Consider the following 24,674-nt stretch of genomic DNA (forward strand, 5'->3'; position numbering starts at 1 on the left):
AAAATGGAAAGTGGTGAACAAAATACAAAATTTTTTCGTTGCTCTTGTGTGTTTGTAGCCGGCGCTTCCTCAATCTCCTCTTTACCAGAGTTTGATAAACCGGAAGTAGCTTTTATTGGTCGCTCCAATGTCGGAAAATCAAGCTTGATAAATGCTTTAGTTGGACAAAAAAAACTAGCTAGGACATCACAGAATCCAGGTCATACCAAGCAGTTAAATTTCTTCTTGTTAGCAGAAAAACTAATGTTGGTTGACATGCCCGGATATGGTTACGCTAGAGTCTCTAAAGGACAAAAAAGTGAGTGGAATAGGCTGATTATCGGATATTTATGCGGAAGACCAACCCTAAAAAGAGCCTGCCTACTAATAGATAGCAGACGAGGAATTATGAAAAGTGACGATGAATTCATGTCCGTTCTTGATGAATCAGCCGTAAATTACCAAATAATACTTACCAAAACCGACAGCCTACCTAAAAAAGATATGGATGATGTAATAGAAAAAACAACTAATTCCATTTCCACACACTCAGCCGCCCATCCCTCAATAATCGCTACTAGCTCTAAAACTGGTTATGGTATAGATGAATTACGTGGTGAGTTAGTCGGCATTTTATAAACAAAAAATCAATATTTCTCTCACTTTGTAAATTGACAACTATTCTTATCCTGCTAATAACTTGTTAATTATACTTGTTTTGGACAATTTTTATACAAAACAAGTATAAATACAATAAATAAAATCCGGCATGGGATGGATAATATGAAAACACGGGTAATTCAAGATGCTGATGAATGGGTAAAAACCGTAAAAACCCTATCAGAGGCCCTGCCTTATATGCGGGAATTTACCGATGAGACATTTGTCATCAAATATGGCGGACATGTCATGGGTGATCCAGAACTGTCCAAGCAATTCGCCAAAGATATAGTTCTTCTCAAACAAGTTGGAATAAACCCTATAGTCGTACATGGCGGCGGTCCACAAATAGGCAATATGCTAGAGCGACTAAAAATAAAAAGCTCATTCATTGATGGACTTAGGGTTACCGACGCTGAAACTGTTGAGATAGTGGAAATGGTACTTTCCGGTTCTATTAACAAACAAATAGTAGCGGAAATAAACAACGCTGGCGGTATGGCGATCGGCATATCTGGAAAAGATGGTGGTCTTATTAAAGCAAGAAAATTACGACGCAGCATCCCAGATCCTGATTCAAATATTGAGAAAATATTGGATCTCGGATTCGTTGGCGAACCTACCTCTATAAACCCTATCCTACTTGAGGAATTCAGCCAATCTCATATAATACCAGTTATCGCTCCTATCGGAATAGGAGAAAATGGTGAGACCTACAACATAAACGCTGATACCGCCGCTGGCGCTATCGCCTCCGCTATCGGAGCTACTAAACTTATAATACTTACTGATGTACCAGGTGTTCTTAATAAAAAAAAAGAACTGATAAGTGAACTATCATTTAAGGAAGTAAGGGAACTTATCAGGGATAAAACTATAACCAGCGGCATGATACCGAAGGTAGAGACCTGTCTGCACGCACTAGAAAATGACTGCGGAGCCGCCCATATACTTGATGGTAGACTGCCACATGTGTTGCTGCTGGAAACTTTCACCAAATACGGAGCCGGAACCATGATAAAACCCGACTACGATGCCTACAGATAAAATACATAGGGGGTAATCTATTGCCAAACGTAGTGCATATCCTAAGAGTAAAAAACTCAATAAAGCATATCCTCTTAACTTTAAAATCAGAGTGCAGAACATTAGTAACAATTACTTGGTTTCCGTTTTTGCTTCTTTTCCTGTTATTAAATCTTGTAATACATATACCATTCAATATAGAAACCCACCAATATATAGACTTAGCACTAACGAGCATAAAGGCTCTTATGAGTGCAATAACTATTGTTGGTATCTATAGATACCTACTTTTTGACTCACGTTTTCGTATGCATAGCACTCCACTTAAACGTAATCCATATACGAAAAAACCTTTCATAACAGTAAAATTATATTTTTATATTGATAAGCCGGCTATAATATTAGCAATATTTTTGATGATCTGGGAAACGATCAGAACCCATATAAGCAGTACAATTATACACTATATTCTTAACGATAGCCTTCCTCATTGGAACACACCATTATTTAATATCACCCTATCGCTATACGATATGCTTCCTGTATATCTATGGAAATTTATTTATTTTTCCATAGGAACGCAGCTATGCCTGATATACCCGTATATATCTACATCGCACAGTATAAGATTATCAAAAATTTATGACAATGCTACGATAGCTCTCAACAAAAACAGAATAAATGTGTGGATAATACAGACAATTATTATTGTATGTTCTATAATAGCAAATACGTTAATAAATTTACTATTTAGTTACGAAACGTATTCAACTATATACTATGTCAATGGCTTTTTACGTGCTTTAGTTCTCTTCATAACATTAATCGCATCTGCAATATTCTATTCTGCAATCTTCAAAACCATTGGTATTAATGACGGCAACAATCAACAGTAACATTATAGCGTTCTTATACTTAATTAAACACGAAAACACCCTAGTGTAACGTGCATAACAGAATCAAATTACAAAAAAGTTGCATATACCATAAACTTAACGTAAAAACATCGCATGAATATTCCTTTTACATTTCTTGCCTCTATCGGACGAGTATTTTACGCTTTCCTTGAAGCGGTAGGCCGTCTCGGCATATTTGTCTATAATAGCATAAGCGGTATATTCCGCCCACCATTCTATGGAAAAATGCTTATAAAACAGCTAATTGAGATTGGCTATTACTCACTTCCCGTAGTTGGCATGACCGCTATGTTCACCGGTGCCGCCCTTGCCTTACAAACATATTCAGGTTTTTCTCGTTTCAACGCTGAAAGCTCAGTGGCTATAGTGGTAGTTCTCGCTATTACCAGAGAGCTTGGTCCTGTTATGGCTGGGCTCATGGTCGCTGGAAGAATCGGCGCGGCATACGCTGCTGAGATTGGCACAATGCGGGTAACTGAACAGATTGACGCTCTTTCCACACTTTCTACCGATCCACATAAGTATCTTGTTCTTCCACGCCTAATCGCTGGTGTTACTATGCTACCACTATTGGTCGCGATTGGCGATATAATTGGTGTTCTTGGTGGCTATCTGGTATCCATACATAATCTAGGATTCTCACCAGGTCCCTACCTAAAAAGCACTTTTGAGTATTTAGAAAGCAAAGACGTTATATCAGGGCTTATAAAAGCCTCAGTGTTTGGATTTATTATAACCCTGATGGGTTGCTATCATGGCTTTCACTCTAAAGGTGGAGCGCAAGGAGTAGGAGCCGCTACTACTCATGCCGTAGTTTCCGCCTCTATCTTGATATTATTATCAAATTATGTATTAACCGCCTTACTGTTTGCGAAATAAAAAGTCATGACAGCGAAAATTGAACTATCCGGCGTATATAAATCATTCGGCAGCAAAAAAGTTCTCGACGGCATAGACCTCACCATAGAAAAAGGTGAATCACTGGTAGTTATAGGTGGTTCTGGAACAGGAAAATCCGTACTCATAAAATGTATTCTTGGAATACTCACACCCGACAAAGGTAGTATAAAAATTGATGGTGTTGATACTTGTAAGTTATCACGCAAAGAACGTCAGGAAATGATGAAAAAATTCGGCATGCTGTTTCAAGGTGGAGCATTATTTGACAGTCTTCCAGTTTGGGAAAATATAACTTTTTCTCTACTTCAGAATAAGAGCATTAGCAAAAAAGATGCTAAGAAACTAGCTATAGAAAAACTTAAATCGGTCGGTCTTAAACAAGATGTCGCCGATCTCTCTCCATCAGAACTATCAGGAGGAATGCAAAAAAGAGTCGCCCTTGCCAGAGCGATCGCTGCTAATCCTGAAATAATATTTTTTGATGAGCCAACTACTGGTCTTGACCCAATAATGGCGGATGTAATAAACCGGCTCATAGTAAAATGCTCTAAAGAGCTGGGCGCTACTACCCTCACCATAACTCACGATATGGCAAGCGTTAGGAGAATAGCAAGCCGTGTCGCCATGCTTTATAATGGCAAATTAATATGGCAGGGAGATATTAAAGACATAGAAAACAGCAAAAGCGAGCATGTTGACCAGTTTATACATGGTCACGCCGAAGGTCCAATCACAGCAAATAATTAACTTTAACTCAGTTACCAATCTGATCTGAGTTAATCGGCGCTACAGATCTCAAAGTACCCTCACCTCTACTAGTGACAACAGAATTTTTGCTTACAATATCATCGTGACCGAAATCACCAGGTTCTTCATCATCGGCTATTTCCTCGCCACTAAAAAACGCGTCTTTATAGCTCATTGAAGATGCTTTCTGATCTTGCAATTGTTGCCCTTTAACCATTTCACTAAAATCAAGCTCACCATCACCATTAGCGTCCATTTGCTCAAAGGCTTTCACCATATGTTCAACATAAGCCTTCTTATCAAACTTCATTTTTGATACATTTTTGTAAATATCAGCCGTTGATGACTTTGCTTCCTCCGCTATCGCGACACCGGAAATAAGGACAGAGCTCGCAAAAACTGTGCAAAATCCATATTTTATAATATTCATAACCTGCCAACTCCCTGAATTATATTATTTATTATATATAAAATACGTATAAAATGCTTTATACCAGCTCATATTAACATATTTTAAGGCAATAATCTACCAAGTTTTTTGCCGCCTATTATATGTACATGAAAGTGACTAACACTTTGCGCCGCTGCCTCTCCATGGTTACTTATGATACGATAGCCTTCTTCTGGCAATTTTAGATATTCAGCAACCTTTTGTACCGACTGGAAAAAATCGCGTACAAATCCACTATCGGCGTTCTTTACAAAATCATCAAATGACAAATATTTACCTTTAGGCACAACTAACACATGAATTGGGGCTTCCGGCGCTATATCATGAAAAGCAAGGGCGTAATCATCCTCATAAACCTTATTACATGGTAACTCACCACGCAAAATTTTAGCGAAAACATTATCACTATCATAAGCCATAACAACACTCTTTTTAAGATTTACTTTTTAACTTACGAGATGCCTTCTCATCCAAGCCAGAAATACCTTCCCTACGCTCCAATTCCTTCATAACATCAGCAACCTCAATGCCACCATCAGCGATTAGTAACAACCAGTGGAAAAGCATATCCGCGCTTTCGTCAATCAATTCCTCTCTATTGCCAGCTACCGCCGCTATTACGGTCTCAACTGATTCCTCACCAAATTTTTGGGCTATTTTGGCAGTGCCCTGCTTAAATCTTTTAGCTATATACGAAACATCAGGATCCGCCTTACGCCGCTCCCATACTGTCCTATAAAGTCTTTCAAGAATATCTACATTGCTCATAGTCAGATTCTTACCGCAATTCCATTTGCTTGCATAGATTTTTTTACTTGCTCAATGGTAAAAGTTCCAAAATGAAAAACCGAAGCGGCAAGTACCGCGTCCGCCATTCCATCCTTTACCGCTTGCGAAAAATGCTCAAGACTACCTATTCCACCAGAAGCTATCACCGGAATTCGTACCGACTCCGAAATTATTTTGGTAAGCTCCAAATCAACACCCTGTTTTGTGCCATCTCTGTCCATAGAGGTAAGTAAAATCTCCCCCGCTCCCAGCTCTGCCATTTTCTTAGCCCAAACTACCGCGTTAATACCAGTCCCCTTACGCCCACCATGAGTGAAAATTTTAAATTCCCCCGCTGCGAGCCTGCTGGCTCTCGCATGGGGAACAGCTGAAGGCTCAGCGGTCTGCTGACCACTACCACTATTTTCATTTTTAGTTCGCTTAGCGTCAATAGCGACCACAATACACTGCGAGCCAAATTTATCCGCCGCTTCCCTCACAAATTCTGGTCGCCTTACCGCTTCACTATTTATGGAAACCTTATCAGCTCCCGCAAGCAATAACTGCCTTATATCATCAATAGTACGCACACCACCACCAACAGTAAGCGGAATAAAACACTGCTCAGCGACCTGTGATACTATGTCGTAAAGAATACCTCTATTATCACTGGTCGCCGTAATATCTAAAAAACATAGCTCATCAGCCCCTTGCGCATCATAAAATTTCGCTTGCTCAACCGGATCGCCAGCGTCAATAAGATCAACAAAATTAACGCCCTTGACCACACGACCATCTTTTACGTCAAGACAGGGTATAATACGAGTTTTTAGCATGACTTAACTCTAAACATCAAGGCTTCCCACGAACAACCCTAGTTTTACAAACTAGGTCATGAATTGCTGTTTTTTCCTTAGTAAAAGCCAATATCAATATAGAAATAAAAGTATATACTATCACTATAATAATTACACCAGCTACCTTTGTTGCCATACTTTTTCTAAGGCTAATATTATTTTTCTTAAAATCCTTCTCTTCAGCGGTTAATGGCTGTTTATTTTTTTCCTTCATTTTAATCTGAAACAACCTACCTTGATCATCAAGTGACAAATTCGGGTAATCAGACCTAGTTTCTGTCCACTCAAGAAACTCTTTCTCCTCCTTTGTTAAACCTATATCAGATTCCCTCTTCAACTTTATCGCTGAAAGACTCTCTTCTTCCTCATAACTAAACTTAATCTCATAGGTTAACATATATGAATCAGCAAATTTCCGCTCTTCGTCACTTAAAAGCACATTTTTATCCAATTTTCCTCTTATCTCATCAGCAAACACTTTTTGCTCCGGAGATAATTCATGCAATTGAACAAACATCGCAGCCGGAATAATAACTAGAATAAGCGGATAACAAATTACGTAGCGAGCAATAGCTCGCAACCAACCAATCCGACCTCCATCACTTGCACACACCACATATACACCCAATAACTGCTTACCCAAAGTAGCCTGTTTTGATGAGGAAAGAAAAACAACATAATATAATATATCAATAAAAATCATAACAAACGCTACTGCATTTTCATGTTCATCATTAAAGGAAGAAAGACTACCCGTATCGGTAAATCCAAGAATGAGTGCGGCAAGACCTACAACGACTGCTAAAATCACAAAAGCTACATGAATAATAATCATGTCTACAATAACAGCTACAAACCTTCTCCAAAAAAGAGCTGGATTTCCCTGTGCCGCATAATTCATAATCCTATTTCCTTTCTACTATTAGTTCCAAAGCTTCTTTCGCTTTTATCGCACCATCATATAAAGCACGACCAATAATCACACCCTCCACACCTGAATTTTCAGACTCCTTATAAGCCTTTATATCTTCCAAACCACTCACCCCACCGGACGCTATCACTGGACTGGTTATTGATTCCGCGAACTCCACCGTCTCTGAGATATTAGCCCCCTGCATCGCCCCATCACGATTAATGTCCGTATAAATAATGGCGGCAACCCCCGCATCCTCAAAGCGCCTAGCAAGCTCAACCGCCTGCATATCAGAAACATTCGCCCAACCAGAAACCGCGACTTTTCCATCCACCGCGTCAATACCAACAGCGACCTGCGCTGGAAACAAACGACAAGCCTCCTTAACCAAAACCGGATTTTTAAGAGCGGCAGTGCCAAGTATTACTCTGGATACTCCGCAATTAAGCCAAGTATCTATCATCTCAAGACTACGTATACCGCCGCCAAGCTGCACCTGCATTTTTACCCGTCCCAGAATTTCCTTAACAGCCGACTCATTTACCGGCTTTCCCGCGAACGCTCCATTTAAGTCAACAATGTGCAGCCATGAGAATCCATCATTTTCAAAAGCCGCCGCCTGATCCGCCGGCGAGTCCGAAAATACGGTCGCTTTTTCCATATCACCACGCAGCAAACGAACACATTTGCCATCTTTCAAATCAATCGCCGGATATAAAATCATACTAAATCTAGCCTTCTTATTATATATTTATACTCAATCTGAATAAAAATATTACGTATAATATTCTTTAATCATTCTATCATTATAAGCGATAAGATTAGGTAATTTCTCAGCGAAATCCCTAATCTCAGTTATAAATTCCTTGCATAACACACCACTTACAAAAGCAAACACCGTAGCGTCAGCGGCACAAACCGAATCTCCCATCAAATATTTATTGTCACCGATAATATCAGACAAAGCCTGCAAATCACGCTGGGCTAATTTTTCTCTTTCAGCTAACGAATGCCGTCCCATCCCTTGAGCGTTAAGGGTCTTCATAACTTTTTTTCTAACCATGTTTTTAATGAAAGGACGAACTAACGCTGGAACTCCTCCGAAAAAACGCTTTGCTATCTTTTCGAAATTTTCTGCTCTACCCCATCTGGCGTCAAGAACCGTAAAATATAAATTATCCTCCAGCATTTTTTCTACTGCCCAAGCCACAGATTTTTGTTTATCCGACAGCCCATCACCAAAATTAACCGAATATTTTTCCTCTAAATAAAATCTTATAAATGTTGAGTCGGATATTATAACCCCACCATCATCTATATAAGGCAACTTACCTTTTGGAGCCTTAGAGAATCCACTAACGTCAATTTCATAATCAATATTCGCTATTTTTAAGAGCAATTCCACCTTGGTTACAAAAGGACTAGCGTCAGGCAATCCAAAAGCTTCTCCAAACCCATATAATTTTATCATAACTGCTCCTAATTATATAAATTATACTATAGATTACGCTTAAATAAGCGAGGTAAGAGGATCTACATTTTTATAATAAAAACGCCCAGAGATCATTCTAGCGTTCACGAATTCATAATAAGGCAGAGTTCCCCAATATATATATCCATGTTCTTCATATAGCTTTATCGCCCTTTCCTGAGTATCACGCACACTAAGCTTAATCACAGAAAACCCCTGTATTCTCGCTTCTTTTTCCGCTGCCTCAAGCAGCATTTTAGCCAACCCATGCCCCCTTGCCCATGTAGCGACAAAATGCGCTTCTATAGTAGCGCAAAAGGAAGAAGTTTCCTTGCTAATACCCGGTTTTAATATCTGCACACTACCAGCGAGCGTCCCATCCAACCTTGCTACAAACAAAACCCTATCAGGCACTATAAGAACGCCACGCCAATAAGATTCCAACACATCTTTTCCCGGTGGAATAACCCAGTTAAACCCAATACCATCACGTATAGCATCTTCCGTAGCCGAGCATAACTCATCTAAATCCGCATGACGAAATTCATTAATTTTTTCAACACGAACAGTCGCGGTACTAGCAGCAAGCATTATAACCTCATAAAATTTTCTAAAATACTAAGCCCCACCCTCTGACTTTTCTCAGGATGGAACTGTACTCCAAATATATTATCACTTCCAACAACACCGGCTATATCTATACCATGTCTGCTTACAGCGAGCAATTTGCTCCTATCCTTTACTAACGCATGATAGCTATGGGTGAAATAGACATGACTCCCTTCATCAACGCCTGATAAAATAGGTGAGTCACCCTCTATCCTAAGCTCATTCCACCCCATATGTGGTATTTTTATATTTGATAACTCACCACGCGCGCTATCGGCGATCGGCACTACCTCACCCTTAATCCAACCAAGTCCTTCGCACTCACCATGCTCATACCCTCGCTCAAACAATAGCTGCATACCGACACACACACCAAGAAACATTTTTTTCCTTACGACAACCTGCTCACGTAAAACGTCTAACATACCGGGAATCCTAGAAAGCCCACCCATACAGTCAGCGAAAGCGCCAACACCCGGTAAAATTATATGGCTTGCTCCTTTAAGAGATGAAACATCAGAACTTATTGTGACACCAGCCCCCACATGCTCAAAAGCTTTCGCCACCGACCGTATATTTCCTGAACCATAATCAATGATAACAACAGACGGCATATTATCAGGACACTGTTATATTCTCAAAATAGCGTTGCTGAGCGGCAATCTCATCACTACTTACCACCACATCGGACAATATATACCCTTTGCGACTAAGCCTATAACGCTGTATATCACCAGCCCAGCTACCAATAGCGAAATTAAACCCAAGATTTATAAACCCTATGCTTACCTCATTCATATAGCCAGTCTCTGACACCACCGTAAGGATAATGGTAAAAACCATTATTAAAAAAAACTCCAGCCACATACGGTTATATAACGCCCAAATTGGCGCGACAACAAACGCCAAAAAATTGAACCCTTCACGAATAAAAACCGCGTTTTCAACCGACCTATTATGTGACGGATCAATATGTACGGTATAAATATTGGTTTTTGAGAATAATGACATTAAAGTGTTCCTCCCAGTGTTCCTTTAGTAGATGGAATCTCATCAGCTTTACGTGAATCTATCGCTATCGCCTGCCTAAGCGATCTCGCTAAAGCCTTATAGCATGACTCCACTATATGATGGTTATTCCGACCATACTCATTTTTAACATGTAAAGTGGCCCCCGCCGCGAAAGCAAAGGCCTGAAACCATTCTCTAAATAATTCTGTATCCATCTCTCCAAGCTTAGGAGTAGAAAAATCAACATTCCAGACAAAATACGGTCTTCCCGAAAGGTCAATCACCACATGAGATAGCGTCTCATCCATCGGAATAGTCGCTGCTCCATAGCGCACGATGCCTTTACGCTCACCAAGAGCTTTAGCGAAAGCCTCACCTATAGCTATTCCCGTATCTTCTGTGGTATGGTGGTAGTCAATATGTAAATCACCTTTTGCCTCTAGCTTAATGTCAATAAGACTGTGACGTGACAATTGTTCAAGCATATGATCAAGAAAACCAATACCAGTGGAAACCTCGTAAACCCCGCTACCATCTAGGTTAAGTTCAACTTTCACTTCAGTCTCTTTTGTTTTTCTTTCATTAATCGCCTTACGCATATTATCTCTTTATCTACTCTTTACTATATTGACTTCTAACTAATTACTAAATTCCATAAAGTTTAACAAAGTTAGCGACTATTACAAGGAATAACTTGCTGGATAAATAACAACTTAAATGCTAACAACAGCCCATGCGCCATTTTATTGAAACCCATTTCGGCTTTGTGCTGCTGACTGCCTGCGTGGTTGGGCTAATGACCCCAGCACTAGCCAACCTTCCCGACTATTCCGCCTCTATTACCTTAGCACTGCTTACCTATTCATCCTGCTTTAAGCTGAAAGACGGCGGATTTAGAGAAATAAACTGGACAAACATCATAACCTTCTACATCTCCCGTTACGTTATTCTTCCCGTCATATTATTTTTTACTACCAACTCTTTATTCCCAAGCTATGCCGCAGGGGTCTTTTTACTAGCCTTATTGCCCACCGCCGTCTCCAGCCCCGCATTTTCACATATGTTCGGCGGCAGGGTATCCCCATCCTTTGCTATAGTCATCATCAGCACCTTGCTCGCGCCACTCTTGATTCCCATCCTGTGTTCATGGCTATTAAGTAATAAGGTAGTCCCTTCGCCAGAACCATTATTTCGCACTCTAGCGTTCTGCGTTTTCATTCCCATTGTTATTTACATTTTTACTAGAAAACACAAGCAGTTAGAGGTTACAATATATAATAACATCAAACTAATTTCCATTATCTTAGTGTTTTTTATCATCGCCTTTGTTGTCTCAAAGCAACGAGATTTCATACTTGCCGACACTACGGATTTACTTACTCCTCTTCTCTTAACCTTTTCATGTTTCTTCATATTTTTGATATTTGGATGGATGTTTACCAAAAATCAAAACCGAGAAACTCGGATAAGCATTACCACCTGCTCCATGTTTAACAACGTAGCTCTCGGTGTCAGCATCGCCCTGCTCCATTTCCCACAGGATGTCATACTATTCGTCGCAATTGGTGAGGCGGTATGGGCAACGCTCCCAATAATATTCCGCTGGTTTTTGAACAGCGGAACTGATAAAAAAGCCGAATCATGAATAAAAACACAAAAATAGCCGGAAGCCTTGTTATGCTAGTAGCTGGTATGACCATGCTCTCATTCGCCGCTGTACCCTTATACCGGATTTTCTGTAGTGTCACTGGCTATGGCGGCACAACCAAAGAAGCGACTAAACTCCCAGATAAAGTGTATGATAGAGTTATAAAAATTGAGTTTAACGCTGATATTGACCAAAAGCTTAACTGGCGATTCAAACCGGGTGAGCGCTTCCACAACGTGCGTGTCGGCGAACAAGCCCTTACTTTCTTTGTAGCTCAAAACCTTGAAAACACCTCCTCAAAAGGAAGAGCTATCTATAATGTTGTTCCATTCAAGGCTGGCTCTTATTTTAACAAAATAGAATGTTTTTGTTTTAGCGAGCAAACCTTAGAGCCTAACCAAAAAGTTAATATGCCAGTATCATTCTTCATAGATCCAGAAATACTTAACGATCCAGATATGGACGATGTTAATACAATCACCCTGTCTTACAGCTTTTTTCCCGCGAAAGACTGATAAGAGTGGTATTTTTTTGCTAAAATAATGATTTTTTTCATGACAAACCGGATAATACGGAATAATAATCTGCTAAGTTGTTCAGTGTTAACATAAAAAAGAGTTCAATATGTCACAAACCGATAATCATCAAGCTGGTCATCAATTTCATCTAGTAAATCCTAGCCCATGGCCGATAATAGCGGCATTCTCACTGCTAGGTGTTATGTTTGGTGGGGTTATGTATATGCACGGAAAATCTGGCGGAGACATACTAATTCTAGTGGGTCTTTCCTCCCTTCTTTATACGGCTTTCGCTTGGTGGCGAGATGTTATCAAAGAAGGAATCACCGACAAGGCTCACACTGGCGTGGTAATGAAAGGTCTACGTTATGGCATGGCATTGTTTATCCTATCAGAAGTAGTATTTTTCGCGGCTTTCTTTTGGTCGTTCTTCAACGCCAGTACGTTACCCAAATTACCGCTAGAGGAAACATGGGCGATAGCGGCTGGAACATGGCCACCTGCTGGAATCAAAGAATTTGATCCTTTGCACTTGCCTCTGCTTAATACATTGATCTTACTTCTTTCAGGAACCACCGTGACTTGGGCGCATTATGGCGTTCTAAAAGGTGATAATAAAACCACGATAACTGCCTTATGGTACACAGTGGTACTTGGAGCGGCTTTCACTTGTTTACAGGCTTACGAGTATAGTCATGCCGCTTTCGGATTTAAGGATGGTGTTTACGCCTCAAATTTCTATATGGCTACCGGCTTTCACGGTTTCCATGTTCTTATTGGCACTATATTTTTGGCGGTATGTTTAGTTAGGGCTTATAAAGGACAATTCTCAGCTGAACATCATCTAGGGTTTGAGTTCGCTGCTTGGTATTGGCATTTCGTTGACGTAGTGTGGCTATTTCTGTTCGTATTCGTGTATCTGGATTTTGCTAATGTAGCTATGCCACTACTTACCGCAATATTCTCGGTAACTGGTTTACTGACAATTCTTGCCGTATCAATAATAGCTGTCGCTATAACAGCTTATAGCATACTTAAATGTGGCAAGAAATCAGCTGCTCCTAGACCAAAAGTCCGTAATCATTAATATATTTGTTTTGTCTAAAAACAAAATACGCGAAAAAGCTAATTACGTATCACTCAAACCTCGTTGCCCACGTTGCGATAGGACTTGTTTGTTTAACGGTTTATTTTCCATACGTAAAAACTGTCCAGTATGTGGATTAGACATAAGTGAATATGACGATGGCGATTACCCGATATTTTTTACTATCGTAACAGTATTAATACTGGATATGATGTTCACTGTAGTCATAGGTCTCATTTTTGGCTTCCAGCTATACATGTATATAATATTATGGCTTATAATCTCCACGATAGATTCCATAGCGCTAATCCGCGTAGTGAAAGCGGCGATAATAACTATGCGCTATGATTTCAAACAGGAAGAAGAAGAAACTATATGAGTCTAAGGAAAGAGTGGGGAAAAGTAAATTCAAGTGACTATAGACTCATAAACTTCCGCCAGACGACAAAATTCCTCTACCGTTAAATTTTCCGCTCTTAACGTTCCATCTATTCCTGAATTTTCCAGCAACGCCGCTGCGTTAATCCCTAGATCTTTAAGCGATGAGCGTAACATTTTCCGTCTTTTACCAAAAGCTGTCGCAAGTATTTTCTCAAGAATGTTTTTAGTAACTGTAGAAACTGGTTTTTCTTTAGGCAAAATAGTTACGACAGCGGAATTAACTTTAGGGGGCGGGACAAAAAACTCCGGTCTTAGCTGAAAATCATAATAGCTATCACATAAAAATGAGGTTAACACAGATAGTCTACCATATTCATTGTCATCTGGTGTAGCGACCACCCTTTTAGCCACCTCATCCTGAAACATCAAAGTAAGCGATTCATATGAATTATCTCTGCCATTTCTATAAATATCATCAAACCATTTTATTAATAACTGACTCGCCACATTATAAGGAAGATTAGCGACGATCTTGCGTGGCGCTGGCACAATATCTATCAAATCAACTTTAAGAGCATCTTCTGAAATGATATGCAGCCTACCATCAACAAAAAACTCGGATAATTCTTCCATTATCCGCACGCAACGCTCATCTTTCTCGACCACCGTAACACTTAATGCCTCCGACGCGAGCAATAGCCTAGTAAGCCCTCCCGGTCCTGAGCCTATCTCAATTACGTTTATTCCTTTTAGACTACCAGCGCTAGCGACTACTTTCGTAAGTATCATCTCATCAAGCAAAAAATGCTGTCCAAGCGACTTACGGGTAAACAAACTATGTTTTTTAATAACCTCTTCAAGAGAGGGAAGTTTTTCACTTACCATTTAACCAGCTTTTCTTACGGCTTTCTTCTTCTCAGCACTACTGACCTTACCGGCATCTACCTTCTTATGAACTTTCTCGGTAATATTTTCCTTATCATTTCCAGTACAACCACATAAAAATGTATCACGAATATTAAGCGTAGATTTTTTACCGACATCATTCCAGTTTTTTCTAAGCCAATCATCAGCAGCGTCATAACCTATCTTATGCAGATAACGGAAAAAATCCAAATCAGCGTTCATTTTGCTAGAAGCGTTTAGTTTCTTCATTTCTTCTGGTGGAAAAATCACATGCATTCTTACGTCTTTATACTCATCAGCCGATAATTTTCCACGTCTTATGAGACGTGATACAAAATCAATAGCACGCATCTCTGCGCTAAGACTAGAGTTAAAATTAATCTCATTTACCCTGTCTATAATCTCATAAGCAGTACGTGGAGTTTCTTCCCTAAATAATGGGTTTATCTGTACCAATAATACATCATCACTAGATGTATTATAAATAAGCGGCCATATAACAGGATTGCCCATATAGCCACCATCCCAATATTCCTCTCCATCAATTTCTACGGCCTTAAAAAGGAAAGGGATACAAGCTGACGCCATAATAACATCTATATTAATTTCCTTATTATCAAACACCCTAACCTGTCCACTTTTCACATGTGTAGTAGCTATATAAAGCTTTATATCCTTACATGAGGTTACCAAATCAAAATCTACCATATCCTCAACCACCCCTCTAAGTGGGTTATAATCAAAAGGATTCAGATCATAGGGTGAGAATAGTCTGCTTAATAAATCAAAAAAATGATAGGTGGGCGATAAGTCCATATTCCATCCAGTTAAAAACCGATCAAATGGATTCTTATGTAAAGGACTATAAGCACCCACCTCACCAATTTTTTTCCAAAATTTTTCAAGTGCTTCTTTGGCTCCGATATTCTTGCCTTTATTATACCCCGACACTAAAATCGCGGCATTCATCGCTCCAGCGCTGGTACCACTTACACCATCTATTATAAAATTATCTTCCTCAAGCAACCTATCTAAGGTTCCCCAGCTATACGCGCCATGCGCTCCACCACCTTGTAAAGCTAGGTTAATCTTCTTTTTTTCATTACTTATTACCACTGCCTCCTCCTTCCATTAAGTCATTATATAGTCTTTTTAGTTTATTTTTATACAAAGTAAACCAATTGAGCAAACTAGCCAACTTGTAGAAAACCACACGAGGCGAAGTTTAACAATGTATAAAATAAAATCAAATTACTATACTTTATTAAAACGCATACACACCTTAAGTCCGGGATTATTATCCGAGAATATAATTTCTATATTATGTATACTAGCAACCGTCGCGACCATACTAAGTCCTAAACCATTCCCCCTAGTATTCCTACTCTGTTCTAAACGGAAAAATTTTTCAAACACTTTATCTCTGCTGTCTTTTGGAATACCTATACCATTATCCGCTATTATTATATCAACGTAACTATCCTTACGTTCGTAATATATTTCTATCATTCCACCTTCAGGTGTAAACTTAATAGCGTTATCAATAAGATTAGCGAAGGCTTGCTCTAATAATTTTCTTTCACCATTTATTATAATTTCACTATCTATCTTGTTAATAATCTCAATGTTTTTATCAAGCGCGTAAGGCTCGTAAAACTCCACCATATTGCCAATAACAACCTGTAAATTACATGACTTAAAATCATGAAATTCTCTGTTAGCCTCTAATTCTGATATTTTAAGTATAGCATTAAAAGTAGCTATCAATTCCTGTATGTCATAGATATTTTTCTCCAACAACTCACGAGCCGGATTACCCTCATCAATTTTACGCAAACCATTTTCTAACCTACCGATAATACGATTAAGAGGACTACGCAAATCATGAGCTATGTTATTGGCGAATTCACTAAGTGACTTGAGCAGACCTTCTATCCTATCAAGCATATTATTAAGATTATACGACAACCCATCAAACTCATCTCCACCTTTAGTAAAAGGAATCCGAGTACTAAGCGCGCCATGCATTATAGTATAGGTAGAACGGTTAATTACGTTAATCCTGCGCATTACACTACGGGTTATTACCATAGCACCAATAAACGCCATAATCATGGTCACAAGCAAACTCGCCCAAAAAGTCTGCGCTATAATATATTCTATTTTTTCAGTATCCTGAAGAGTTTTCCCTACCAATATCTTCCGCCATTTTGAAAGTGGAACGGTAACAGCCTTTACTTTAATATTCTTTTGTTTATATGGAGCGCTTTCAATATAAAAACTTACCCAATTACCTTTATCAAAAGGCTTCTCAACTATCGCCTCGTCCGGCCATCTATCCAGATTACCACCAAGCTTTTTATTATCTCTATTAACCAATATATATATTTCGCTGCCATTATTGTCTTCTTCAACTAACTCTTTAATCCTTGCCTCAAGTCCTTTAGAGCCACTTTTACTATATTCTCTGGCAAGATAAGTGTACTGCGTGCGCACGGAATCACTTATCTGCTCTCGCACATAACGCATTGCATAGCTATAGATAAAACCAAAAAGAATTATTATGGAAAGACTGAACATCCCCACATAGACAAGAGCTAGGCGGAAAGTAAAAGTTTTAGCGATATTTGAGTAACGTAATCTCATGATATCCATTATACACAGTCACTCAATTTTTATACAACGCTAAAACACCTATAGACTTAAGCTAATTTTCTATAGCCCATTGCCTGTATACATGCCAATCCTAATAAACTAAAATTGGTCTCTATCACCTAACATTGACGTATCATGTGGTTTCTTAGCTGACATAGCGACTCCCATCTCATACTGCTTAATAACAAGACGTAAATTAGCCGGATTATCAGCTTCAGCAAGAGCTATCTGCTCTGTGATTAATCCTCCAGTATATAAAGAAAATAAAGCCTGCTCAAATGTCTGCATTCCAACGTCACGTCCTCTTTCTATATGCTCGCGTATCTCTTTTATCCTACCTTCTGCTATCAGGTCACGAATGATACCATCATTTAGCATTATCTCAGAAACCGCGTGCCTACCACCTTCCTTTCCCGCGACCAAGCGCTGAGAAAAAATAGCTTTAATATTAACAGACAAATTAAGAAGTATCTGTTTATGTTTTTCCTCAGGAAAAAAATTGATGATCCGTTCTATTGCTTGATTAGCGTTGTTAGCATGTAAAGTAGCCACGCATAAATGTCCAGTTTCAGAGAACATAATAGCGTGCTCCATAGCCTCACGATCACGAATCTCGCCAATAACAATTACATCAGGAGACTGCCGCAAAGCATTTTTAAGAGCCACTCCATAAGAGTAAGTATCTATACCTATATCCCTTTGTGAAAAAATACACTTACCATGCTCATGAACAAACTCTATTGGATCTTCTATGGTTATCACATGACCTGAGCCTTGAGTATTTCTATGCCCAAGCATTGCCGCGAGCGACGTGGATTTACCAGAGCCCGTAGCCCCCACTATTAAAACTAAACCACGCTTTTCTAGCGCTATCTCACCATAAGCGGCAGGTATCTTTAACTCCTCAATAGTTGGTATATGTGTACAAATTCTTCTTAAGACTATACTTGTAAATTTACGCTGACGATAAACATTAAGACGAAATCTATGCTCTTTCCATACTACGGCGGTATTATACTCAAGTGTTGATTCAAACTCCAGTCTGGCATCCTCATTCAAAAGACTGTCAAATATATTTTCCATATCTTTTTGGATTATATTATCACCATTTTGTATTTTTATTTCGCCCTGAAAACGAAATACAGGTGGGCTGCCCACTGTAAAATAACAGTCAGAAGCATCTGTTTTTATAAAACTATCTAAAACTAAATCCAAATTAAAAGCCATATCAACCTTTCTAGAATCCACTATTACCAGACTTTACCGATGAAGCCTTACTATCACTTATTTTACCAGCGTTTTCCATTAAATTCTCTGATTCATCTGATGTACTAGTGCTAAGAGCTCTACGCGCGACTTCCTCAGTAATTATATTCTCTTTTAGTAAAGCGAAAATACTATCCTTCATTGTTATCATACCGATTTTACTACCCATCTGCATCATGGAGTAAATCTGAGAAATGCGTGCTTCACGAATCAAATTACGCACCGCGGCAGTCCCTAATAAAATCTCATGAGTAGCCACCATGCCACCTTCTTTTTTCTTAAGCAAAGATTGAGTAATAACTGCCTCAAGCGATATTGACAGCATTGAACGTATCATCTCCTTATCACCCGCTGGAAACACATCTATAATACGATCTATAGTTTTTGGAGCTGAGTTCGTATGCAGTGTCCCAAGCACCAAATGCCCAGTTTCAGAGGCGGTAAGAGCAAGATGGATAGTTTCTATATCCCTAAGCTCACCAACCAGTATTACATCAGGATCTTCCCTAAGCGCGCTACGGAGGGCAATAGAAAATGATTTGGTATTTTTGCCCACTTCTCTTTGATTTATTAATGATTGTTTTGACGTATGTAAAAACTCTACCGGATCTTCAATAGTTATGATGTGTTTCGCCGAATTTCTATTAATATGATCAATCATCGCCGCGAGAGTCGTGGATTTACCAGAACCCGTGGGACCCGTTACCAAAACTAGCCCTTTATTCAACAAAGATAACTTTTTTAATATATCAGGCGCGCCAATAGTATCTAAATTCTGCACCTCATTTGAAATCATCCTAAGAACCGCCGCCGCTCCTGACACAGTATTAAAAGCATTGACACGAAAACGCATATTATCGCCAAAAGATATAGCGAAATCCAATTCTAGCTCTCTCTCATATTCAGCGCGTTGCTGTTCTGTCATGATAGAATAAAGCATGTTCTTTATCTCTTCATTAGTAAGAGAAGAACCCTTGTACGGAACCATATCTCCATTTATCCTCAAAATAGGAGGATTATTCACCGATAAATGAAGATCCGAAGCCTTATTCTTCTGAGTAAAGACCAATAAGTCAGTTATTTCCACAAAAACCTCTAATATCGCGAATAAGTCTTACAAATTACAGTAAAATGACCAAACGGAAATGGTTAAATTAACTCACAAGTTATTAGAACTAATAAAGGTTAATCTTTGCTGAATATTATCAATATTTCCAGGAATTTTTTCACCACGAGCCGCATCCTCAATTAGCTGCCTGTAAAGCCCTGCCGCCTTCTTATATTCCTTCTTTTTATCCAACATAATAGCCAGATTATAGCGATATACAACATTCTCAGGCGATAAAGAAACCGCTTTTAGCATTTTATCAATAGCTTTATCTGAATCACCAAGCTTTTGATAAATAAAGGCTATTTGTGCTGGAATCATGCTAAAGCTAGGATTTTTACTTTCAAGTTTCTCTAATTCCAACAATGTTTCATTAGGAGCTTTATCCGAAAGCAAAACTAAAAAATTGTTAAACCCATCACGATGTCTCGGATTAATAGCAAGCAACCTACTATATAACGAACGAGCGCTATCAAACATACGGGCACGATGATAAAGAGTGGCAAGACCAAATAAAGCGGGTTGATTACTCGGATTATCTTTCAATATATTTTTATATATATCTATCGCCACCTCATTCTTACCTGAGTTAATAGCGTTATAAGCCTTCTCCAACTCATAATCCACGTTAAGTGATGGTCGTTTTACCTCTACCTTTACTCCTCCAATATTGCCACGCATTACTTGCTCCCCAACAAAATCGTCAGCGTTAAATAAATCATTCATCTGACGAGTATGCCTTATCTTTATTTTCTGATTATCCTGATTACTATTCTTCTTGGATATTGACTTCAAAGATCTTCTAATAATTTTTTCATTACTAGCTACAGCCCTACCACTGTTAGACCTCACAAATGGATCTTTTTTAACCTTAGCGACTTTACCACTATCTTTGGGCAAATTTTTCACTGTAGGTTTCGCTATAGATCTTTCAGACTTCCGCTCTACTTTTTTGCTATTAAACTTAGCTTCCAATTTCTTAGGAGCTGTTTTTTTTGTATCACCGTCATCTTTTACCAAATTTTCTTTTTTAATATTATCAGCTTTAATATTGTCAGGCTCTTTCTTTATATTTTTTATCCCAGACTCAGATTTTATTATTTTATCGCCACCATAAGTCGCTTTACGCAAAGCGTCAGCAAGGTTTTTCTCTATAAATTCCTGTCTAAAATCCTCACCGATAATTTCTTTGTTATCTTCCGAAGAGATATTCTCAACCAGCTTTTCCTCCTTAACTTCACCTTTCTTACTAATGTCCTCACCAGCATTATCTACGTCACCAATTTCCTTATTTATCTTCTCATCATCAATTATATCAATAAGCGGAACACTACCAATCACGATCTTATCTCCACCAGCCGCCGGAGTAAGAGACGAAAGCTCTTCTGCTTTAGAATTGTTAGAAAAACCTAAATATGAAAAAACCCGTCCAAAAAAGCCATCGCCATTAGCCGTCTTACCATCTTTATAATCAACATAATCACGGCTTGAAGAACCATTTTTACCGCTTGCGTCATTTTTTGTGAAAGTTAAATTATCAGCGAATTGCCTTCTAAAACTATTAACTACCGCTCGTTTCATCCTAAAATCAAGTTCTAGCGAATCGTGAAAAGTAACTTTCCCACTTTTATCAAGAACCGCGACTTCCCCATAAGTTTTCACACTACCATCAATCTGGTTATATTCCAGATGCTCCGTACGCAGCATAAGGTCACCATATTCTATCTCAACATTACCTTTAGCCTGAACAACCTTCTTATCAGGTAAATATTTAATATTCTTGGCAACAAAATAATCTGGGATAACAGCTATTTTTGGGATATAAATTTCTAAAGGAGACGTTCTTCTAGTATCTTCATTTTCCGCGTTATCAACTTTTGTGGCGTAAGCATCTTTAGGAAAATTACAGGCGATAACGCCACAAGCCAAAATCAGCCCTATCAAATTCCCTCTTTTTTTTAGACACGATACAAAAATCATAAAGCTTCAATAAAAATTAGCCACGTAGCAAAAAATTGTATACCATGACGGTATCAAAACAAACAATTAAATCGTAATGTTTGTGGCATATTAATTGCTCATACTAAATAGATAGTAGAAGTAACAGCAATTAATTAAAGAAAATTTAATAAAGATTCTAAAAATGCCCCTCACAAAAATAGGATTTTTTCTACTATTTATTATGACTTCTCAATTGGCGGGAACAGATTGCTTTGCCACCTCTTTCAAGCAAAAAACTGACATGAAATTTTTTCCGGTTACTATTAATAAAAAAGTACCGGATGACCCAAACAATATCAAAGCTGGACAATTAAAATTTTTTCCAATTAGCAACGTGAAGATCATAAAAAAAACAACCACACAAAATATGGCAAATAAATCTCGACAAAAACAGATAAAAAAATCACCATCAGAATTATCAGAAGAACAATCTCAACAAATCATTTCACTTTTTTCTCCAGATAGATAAACTATAAAGCACACATAAGCCATAACCCTCTATAATAGACTGTAAATGAATGATAAAATCATATAAAACCCTGCAGCCCCTACTCTATATGTTAAAGCCAGAAACGGCTCATAACATAGCTATATCGGCATTAAAATATGGGCTGATACCTAAGCAAGAAAGAGTAGATTCACCTATATTAAAACAAAACATATACGGCATTGATTTTGATAATCCGATAGGTCTTGCCGCTGGTTTTGATAAAAACGCTGTAGCGATTGATTCTCTACTAAAACAGGGCTTTTCGTTCGTGGAGGCTGGAACGGTAACCCCAAAACCTCAATCAGGAAATCCTAAGCCTAGAATATTTCGCCTTGAGGAAGATGAGGCTATTATAAATAGGCTTGGTTTTAACAATAACGGTATTGAATATTTCATAAAAAATTTTATCCGTCACGATGCGGAATTAGGCATTGCCGGAGCGAATATCGGTAAAAATAAAAATACCGAAAACGCTGAGGAGGACTATGTGTTGTGTCTAAACTCTGTCTATCCGTATGTAGATTACATAACAGTTAATATATCATCACCCAACACCACAGGTCTACGCGACTTGCAGGAAGGAAAAGCTCTTCTCAGCCTGCTTTCCGCGATCTCTAACGCTAGAGAGGAAAATATAAAAACATATAAAAAACGCATACCGATATTACTGAAAATAGCTCCCGATATAGATGATAGACAGTGCGAGGATATAGTAGAAGCTGTAGTGACACATAGAATAGATGGCATAATTATCGGTAACACCACTATATCGCGCCCACAATCTCTAACAAGCCCATATAAACAAGAGAAAGGTGGTCTAAGCGGCAAACCGTTATTTTCTCTCTCAACAGAAATACTCTCTAAAATATATAAAATCTCTAGGGGAAAAGTACCATTGATCGCAACCGGTGGTATCAGCTCGGCAAATGACGCTTATAGTAAAATTTGCTCTGGAGCCAACCTGATACAAATATATAGCGCGCTTATATATCAGGGGTTCGGTCTGGTAAGAACTATAAATGAGGAACTTATTCAGCTAATAAAAAATGATGGCTTTTCTCATATAAGCGAGGCTATCGGCTCAAAATCTTTGTAGTTACTTTTAGATAATTATTACTTGTAGCTAACCGTAAAAACTATCTTACTTCTAAATCCTTTTTATATTCGCAAGATAAAACAGTAATATCATAAAAAGGGTGTTCAAGATTAGAAATACTCGGTGAATGAGAAAACATCCAACCCGAAAAAACACGCTTTGGTGATTCTCCCACTTTTATCTCTCTTATCTCAAGTAGCACCGCGTTATCCTCGTAATCATCATATATGGTTTTCCAGCATTTATGAGCTATAATTTCCAAATTATCAAAGCGATATACCGTGCCCAAAGGCAAGTCAAACTTAAGAGCGTAACCCATTATTTTATTAAGACCACGTAATATAACCAGATTATTGTTCTTTATCTCTTCATGCTTCGGAATGGTTCTTATGTAAACACCACTAGCCCTAAAAGGCTTACGTAAATTATTTTCTGCTGGAGAAGTGACATCCCGTAATTCAACACTCTCATCAGGATATTCCGCGCCTCTAGGCGAAGCACCGGATAAATTATCATCAGACCTACCGAAATTAAACACATTATCCGCCGACAACGCTACACGAGAACATAACAAAAAGATAAATAGTACAGGTAAAAATCTTAGCCTAAACATAAGAGCCACTGACAAATTACTCAGGAGTGGTCGCTTTATCCTTATCAACCCCACCGCCACTAAACATAAATTTTCCAATCAGCTCCTCAAGATTAACCGCCGATTGAGTATAACCTATCTTATCACCATCTTTCAGCATTTTATCATCTCCACCGGGAACTATTTGAATATATTTTTCGCCAAGAAGCCCACTACTTACGATAGAAGCTGAGGAATCTTTTGGCAATTCCGTAGAGCTACGTATACTCATGTTAACAACCGCTTCATAGGTATTAGCGTCCAATGCCAGATCAGAAACTGTTCCTATCTTTATTCCTCCTATACGCACATCACTACCAAGAGCGATTCCCGATATATTACTGAATTTAGCGTTTACAGAGTAACCAGACTCTATTCTCATCCCGCTGCCCTGATAGGCAAAAACAAAAAAAACTATGGCAACGCCAAGAATAACAGCTCCAGTCAAAGTCTCTATAACATTTCTTTGCATATCAGTCTCTCAAATCAATTTTATATTATCAATTTCATAAATACTTGGACGTAATATATCCATTATCTGATTTTTTTCCAGATATAAAATATGATAATATGTGAAT

At 38.6% G+C, this 24,674-nt stretch carries 30 protein-coding genes and 1 pseudogene; 10 read left to right on the plus strand and 21 right to left on the minus strand.

Translation table 11 applies throughout. The annotated features are described in order from the left end of the window. Positions 1–3 precede the first annotated feature (3 nt). The 4 genes from yihA (at position 4) to R3D71_10980 (ending at position 4,229) form a co-directional block, all read left to right on the plus strand. Positions 4–618, plus strand: a complete 615-nt coding sequence (gene yihA / locus R3D71_10965) for a ribosome biogenesis GTP-binding protein YihA/YsxC (protein ID MEZ5692166.1) — start codon at positions 4–6, stop codon at positions 616–618. Positions 619–762: 144 nt separating this feature from the next. Continuing rightward, positions 763–1,686 (plus strand): acetylglutamate kinase, encoded by a 924-nt coding sequence (argB, locus tag R3D71_10970; protein ID MEZ5692167.1) that lies wholly within the window; start codon positions 763–765, stop codon positions 1,684–1,686. Positions 1,687–2,675: 989 nt separating this feature from the next. After that, the gene (locus R3D71_10975; protein MEZ5692168.1) at positions 2,676–3,461 is read left to right on the plus strand and encodes an ABC transporter permease; all 786 of its coding nucleotides are present in this window, start codon (positions 2,676–2,678) and stop codon (positions 3,459–3,461) included. 6 nt (positions 3,462–3,467) lie between these two features. After that, positions 3,468–4,229 carry an ABC transporter ATP-binding protein gene (locus tag R3D71_10980; GenBank protein ID MEZ5692169.1) on the plus strand — a complete coding sequence of 254 codons (762 nt, stop codon included), beginning with the start codon at positions 3,468–3,470 and terminating at the stop codon, positions 4,227–4,229. Between the two features lie 7 nt (positions 4,230–4,236). Here R3D71_10980 and R3D71_10985 read toward each other — a convergent pair whose 3' ends face one another. From R3D71_10985 to R3D71_11045, 13 genes are all read right to left on the minus strand, one after another. Next, complete coding sequence (locus tag R3D71_10985; protein MEZ5692170.1) at positions 4,237–4,659, minus strand: hypothetical protein; 423 nt, start codon at positions 4,657–4,659, stop codon at positions 4,237–4,239. A gap of 83 nt (positions 4,660–4,742) precedes the next feature. Beyond that, a complete protein-coding gene (locus tag R3D71_10990) occupies positions 4,743–5,099 on the minus strand; it encodes an HIT domain-containing protein (GenBank protein ID MEZ5692171.1) in 357 nt (118 codons plus the stop codon). Positions 5,100–5,112: 13 nt separating this feature from the next. Then, complete coding sequence (locus R3D71_10995) at positions 5,113–5,448, minus strand: phosphoribosyl-ATP diphosphatase (protein ID MEZ5692172.1); 336 nt, start codon at positions 5,446–5,448, stop codon at positions 5,113–5,115. A gap of 2 nt (positions 5,449–5,450) precedes the next feature. Beyond that, positions 5,451–6,284: an imidazole glycerol phosphate synthase subunit HisF gene (gene hisF, locus R3D71_11000; protein ID MEZ5692173.1), complete on the minus strand. Its 834-nt coding sequence runs from the start codon at positions 6,282–6,284 to the stop codon at positions 5,451–5,453. A gap of 16 nt (positions 6,285–6,300) precedes the next feature. Continuing rightward, complete coding sequence (locus R3D71_11005) at positions 6,301–7,206, minus strand: RDD family protein (GenBank protein ID MEZ5692174.1); 906 nt, start codon at positions 7,204–7,206, stop codon at positions 6,301–6,303. Positions 7,207–7,210: 4 nt separating this feature from the next. Further along, on the minus strand, positions 7,211–7,942 hold the full coding sequence (gene hisA / locus R3D71_11010) for a 1-(5-phosphoribosyl)-5-[(5-phosphoribosylamino)methylideneamino]imidazole-4-carboxamide isomerase (GenBank protein MEZ5692175.1): 732 nt from the start codon (positions 7,940–7,942) through the stop codon (positions 7,211–7,213). 51 nt (positions 7,943–7,993) lie between these two features. Then, entirely contained in the window at positions 7,994–8,689 is a 696-nt protein-coding gene (locus tag R3D71_11015; GenBank protein ID MEZ5692176.1) for a glutathione S-transferase family protein, read from the minus strand. A gap of 39 nt (positions 8,690–8,728) precedes the next feature. Beyond that, positions 8,729–9,280 carry a GNAT family N-acetyltransferase gene (locus R3D71_11020; GenBank protein ID MEZ5692177.1) on the minus strand — a complete coding sequence of 184 codons (552 nt, stop codon included), beginning with the start codon at positions 9,278–9,280 and terminating at the stop codon, positions 8,729–8,731. Next, positions 9,280–9,912: an imidazole glycerol phosphate synthase subunit HisH gene (hisH, locus tag R3D71_11025; GenBank protein MEZ5692178.1), complete on the minus strand. Its 633-nt coding sequence runs from the start codon at positions 9,910–9,912 to the stop codon at positions 9,280–9,282. The genes R3D71_11020 and hisH overlap by 1 nt, the downstream gene beginning before the upstream one ends. A 4-nt stretch (positions 9,913–9,916) precedes the next feature. Further along, the gene (locus R3D71_11030) at positions 9,917–10,309 is read right to left on the minus strand and encodes a DUF2628 domain-containing protein (protein ID MEZ5692179.1); all 393 of its coding nucleotides are present in this window, start codon (positions 10,307–10,309) and stop codon (positions 9,917–9,919) included. Continuing rightward, positions 10,309–10,908, minus strand: coding sequence for an imidazoleglycerol-phosphate dehydratase HisB (gene hisB / locus R3D71_11035; protein ID MEZ5692180.1), 600 nt, complete (start codon positions 10,906–10,908; stop codon positions 10,309–10,311). Before hisB ends, R3D71_11030 begins: the two co-directional genes overlap by 1 nt. 394 nt (positions 10,909–11,302) lie before the next feature. Then, positions 11,303–11,533, minus strand: a complete 231-nt coding sequence (locus tag R3D71_11040; GenBank protein MEZ5692181.1) for a hypothetical protein — start codon at positions 11,531–11,533, stop codon at positions 11,303–11,305. 6 nt (positions 11,534–11,539) lie between these two features. Then, positions 11,540–11,722 (minus strand): hypothetical protein, encoded by a 183-nt coding sequence (locus R3D71_11045; protein MEZ5692182.1) that lies wholly within the window; start codon positions 11,720–11,722, stop codon positions 11,540–11,542. 19 nt (positions 11,723–11,741) lie between these two features. Here R3D71_11045 and R3D71_11050 point away from each other — a divergent pair, with 19 nt between their 5' ends. The 4 genes and pseudogenes from R3D71_11050 (at position 11,742) to R3D71_11065 (ending at position 13,941) form a co-directional block, all read left to right on the plus strand. After that, complete coding sequence (locus tag R3D71_11050) at positions 11,742–11,954, plus strand: hypothetical protein (GenBank protein ID MEZ5692183.1); 213 nt, start codon at positions 11,742–11,744, stop codon at positions 11,952–11,954. After that, positions 11,951–12,472, plus strand: coding sequence for a cytochrome c oxidase assembly protein (locus R3D71_11055; protein MEZ5692184.1), 522 nt, complete (start codon positions 11,951–11,953; stop codon positions 12,470–12,472). The genes R3D71_11050 and R3D71_11055 overlap by 4 nt, the downstream gene beginning before the upstream one ends. A 109-nt stretch (positions 12,473–12,581) precedes the next feature. Next, positions 12,582–13,409: pseudogene (locus R3D71_11060) on the plus strand (cytochrome c oxidase subunit 3). A gap of 163 nt (positions 13,410–13,572) precedes the next feature. Further along, entirely contained in the window at positions 13,573–13,941 is a 369-nt protein-coding gene (locus tag R3D71_11065; GenBank protein MEZ5692185.1) for a DUF983 domain-containing protein, read from the plus strand. Positions 13,942–13,970: 29 nt separating this feature from the next. Here the strand turns inward: R3D71_11065 and rsmA are convergent, their stop codons facing one another. The 6 genes from rsmA to R3D71_11095 all read right to left on the minus strand — a co-directional run bounded on the left by rsmA (position 13,971) and on the right by R3D71_11095 (position 21,858). Further along, positions 13,971–14,828 carry a 16S rRNA (adenine(1518)-N(6)/adenine(1519)-N(6))-dimethyltransferase RsmA gene (gene rsmA, locus R3D71_11070; GenBank protein ID MEZ5692186.1) on the minus strand — a complete coding sequence of 286 codons (858 nt, stop codon included), beginning with the start codon at positions 14,826–14,828 and terminating at the stop codon, positions 13,971–13,973. Then, positions 14,829–15,965 (minus strand): patatin-like phospholipase family protein, encoded by a 1,137-nt coding sequence (locus R3D71_11075; GenBank protein MEZ5692187.1) that lies wholly within the window; start codon positions 15,963–15,965, stop codon positions 14,829–14,831. 138 nt (positions 15,966–16,103) lie between these two features. Continuing rightward, positions 16,104–17,495 carry a HAMP domain-containing sensor histidine kinase gene (locus R3D71_11080; protein MEZ5692188.1) on the minus strand — a complete coding sequence of 464 codons (1,392 nt, stop codon included), beginning with the start codon at positions 17,493–17,495 and terminating at the stop codon, positions 16,104–16,106. A gap of 108 nt (positions 17,496–17,603) precedes the next feature. Then, positions 17,604–18,731, minus strand: a complete 1,128-nt coding sequence (locus R3D71_11085) for a PilT/PilU family type 4a pilus ATPase (GenBank protein ID MEZ5692189.1) — start codon at positions 18,729–18,731, stop codon at positions 17,604–17,606. Positions 18,732–18,741: 10 nt separating this feature from the next. Then, positions 18,742–19,857: a type IV pilus twitching motility protein PilT gene (locus R3D71_11090; GenBank protein MEZ5692190.1), complete on the minus strand. Its 1,116-nt coding sequence runs from the start codon at positions 19,855–19,857 to the stop codon at positions 18,742–18,744. A gap of 72 nt (positions 19,858–19,929) precedes the next feature. Beyond that, a complete protein-coding gene (locus tag R3D71_11095; protein MEZ5692191.1) occupies positions 19,930–21,858 on the minus strand; it encodes a tetratricopeptide repeat protein in 1,929 nt (642 codons plus the stop codon). 202 nt (positions 21,859–22,060) lie between these two features. Between R3D71_11095 and R3D71_11100 the strand changes: the two genes are divergently transcribed. Beyond that, positions 22,061–22,348, plus strand: coding sequence for a hypothetical protein (locus R3D71_11100; GenBank protein MEZ5692192.1), 288 nt, complete (start codon positions 22,061–22,063; stop codon positions 22,346–22,348). 49 nt (positions 22,349–22,397) lie between these two features. Next, positions 22,398–23,465, plus strand: coding sequence for a quinone-dependent dihydroorotate dehydrogenase (locus R3D71_11105; GenBank protein ID MEZ5692193.1), 1,068 nt, complete (start codon positions 22,398–22,400; stop codon positions 23,463–23,465). A gap of 40 nt (positions 23,466–23,505) precedes the next feature. On the opposite strand, the gene R3D71_11110 is transcribed toward R3D71_11105, so the two are convergent. After that, positions 23,506–24,156 carry a DUF2155 domain-containing protein gene (locus R3D71_11110; GenBank protein ID MEZ5692194.1) on the minus strand — a complete coding sequence of 217 codons (651 nt, stop codon included), beginning with the start codon at positions 24,154–24,156 and terminating at the stop codon, positions 23,506–23,508. Continuing rightward, complete coding sequence (gene mlaD, locus R3D71_11115; GenBank protein ID MEZ5692195.1) at positions 24,095–24,568, minus strand: outer membrane lipid asymmetry maintenance protein MlaD; 474 nt, start codon at positions 24,566–24,568, stop codon at positions 24,095–24,097. Before mlaD ends, R3D71_11110 begins: the two co-directional genes overlap by 62 nt. Positions 24,569–24,674: the final 106 nt, after the last annotated feature.

The sequence above is a fragment of the Rickettsiales bacterium genome (assembly GCA_041396965.1).
Lineage (GTDB): Bacteria > Pseudomonadota > Alphaproteobacteria > Rickettsiales > SXRF01 > SXRF01.

Coding starts and splice junctions, on each gene's coding strand:
- yihA (MEZ5692166.1), top strand. CDS start 4: ATGGAAAGTGGTGAACAAAATACAAAATTTTTTCGTTGCTCTTGTGTG.
- argB (MEZ5692167.1), top strand. CDS start 763: ATGAAAACACGGGTAATTCAAGATGCTGATGAATGGGTAAAAACCGTA.
- R3D71_10975 (MEZ5692168.1), top strand. CDS start 2,676: ATGAATATTCCTTTTACATTTCTTGCCTCTATCGGACGAGTATTTTAC.
- R3D71_10980 (MEZ5692169.1), top strand. CDS start 3,468: ATGACAGCGAAAATTGAACTATCCGGCGTATATAAATCATTCGGCAGC.
- R3D71_10985 (MEZ5692170.1), bottom strand. CDS start 4,659: ATGAATATTATAAAATATGGATTTTGCACAGTTTTTGCGAGCTCTGTC.
- R3D71_10990 (MEZ5692171.1), bottom strand. CDS start 5,099: ATGGCTTATGATAGTGATAATGTTTTCGCTAAAATTTTGCGTGGTGAG.
- R3D71_10995 (MEZ5692172.1), bottom strand. CDS start 5,448: ATGAGCAATGTAGATATTCTTGAAAGACTTTATAGGACAGTATGGGAG.
- hisF (MEZ5692173.1), bottom strand. CDS start 6,284: ATGCTAAAAACTCGTATTATACCCTGTCTTGACGTAAAAGATGGTCGT.
- R3D71_11005 (MEZ5692174.1), bottom strand. CDS start 7,206: ATGAATTATGCGGCACAGGGAAATCCAGCTCTTTTTTGGAGAAGGTTT.
- hisA (MEZ5692175.1), bottom strand. CDS start 7,942: ATGATTTTATATCCGGCGATTGATTTGAAAGATGGCAAATGTGTTCGT.
- R3D71_11015 (MEZ5692176.1), bottom strand. CDS start 8,689: ATGATAAAATTATATGGGTTTGGAGAAGCTTTTGGATTGCCTGACGCT.
- R3D71_11020 (MEZ5692177.1), bottom strand. CDS start 9,280: ATGCTTGCTGCTAGTACCGCGACTGTTCGTGTTGAAAAAATTAATGAA.
- hisH (MEZ5692178.1), bottom strand. CDS start 9,912: ATGCCGTCTGTTGTTATCATTGATTATGGTTCAGGAAATATACGGTCG.
- R3D71_11030 (MEZ5692179.1), bottom strand. CDS start 10,309: ATGTCATTATTCTCAAAAACCAATATTTATACCGTACATATTGATCCG.
- hisB (MEZ5692180.1), bottom strand. CDS start 10,908: ATGCGTAAGGCGATTAATGAAAGAAAAACAAAAGAGACTGAAGTGAAA.
- R3D71_11040 (MEZ5692181.1), bottom strand. CDS start 11,533: ATGGGAATGAAAACGCAGAACGCTAGAGTGCGAAATAATGGTTCTGGC.
- R3D71_11045 (MEZ5692182.1), bottom strand. CDS start 11,722: ATGAAGAAACATGAAAAGGTTAAGAGAAGAGGAGTAAGTAAATCCGTA.
- R3D71_11050 (MEZ5692183.1), top strand. CDS start 11,742: ATGTTTACCAAAAATCAAAACCGAGAAACTCGGATAAGCATTACCACC.
- R3D71_11055 (MEZ5692184.1), top strand. CDS start 11,951: ATGAATAAAAACACAAAAATAGCCGGAAGCCTTGTTATGCTAGTAGCT.
- rsmA (MEZ5692186.1), bottom strand. CDS start 14,828: ATGGTAAGTGAAAAACTTCCCTCTCTTGAAGAGGTTATTAAAAAACAT.
- R3D71_11080 (MEZ5692188.1), bottom strand. CDS start 17,495: ATGAGATTACGTTACTCAAATATCGCTAAAACTTTTACTTTCCGCCTA.
- R3D71_11085 (MEZ5692189.1), bottom strand. CDS start 18,731: ATGGCTTTTAATTTGGATTTAGTTTTAGATAGTTTTATAAAAACAGAT.
- R3D71_11095 (MEZ5692191.1), bottom strand. CDS start 21,858: ATGATTTTTGTATCGTGTCTAAAAAAAAGAGGGAATTTGATAGGGCTG.
- R3D71_11100 (MEZ5692192.1), top strand. CDS start 22,061: ATGACTTCTCAATTGGCGGGAACAGATTGCTTTGCCACCTCTTTCAAG.
- R3D71_11105 (MEZ5692193.1), top strand. CDS start 22,398: ATGATAAAATCATATAAAACCCTGCAGCCCCTACTCTATATGTTAAAG.
- mlaD (MEZ5692195.1), bottom strand. CDS start 24,568: ATGCAAAGAAATGTTATAGAGACTTTGACTGGAGCTGTTATTCTTGGC.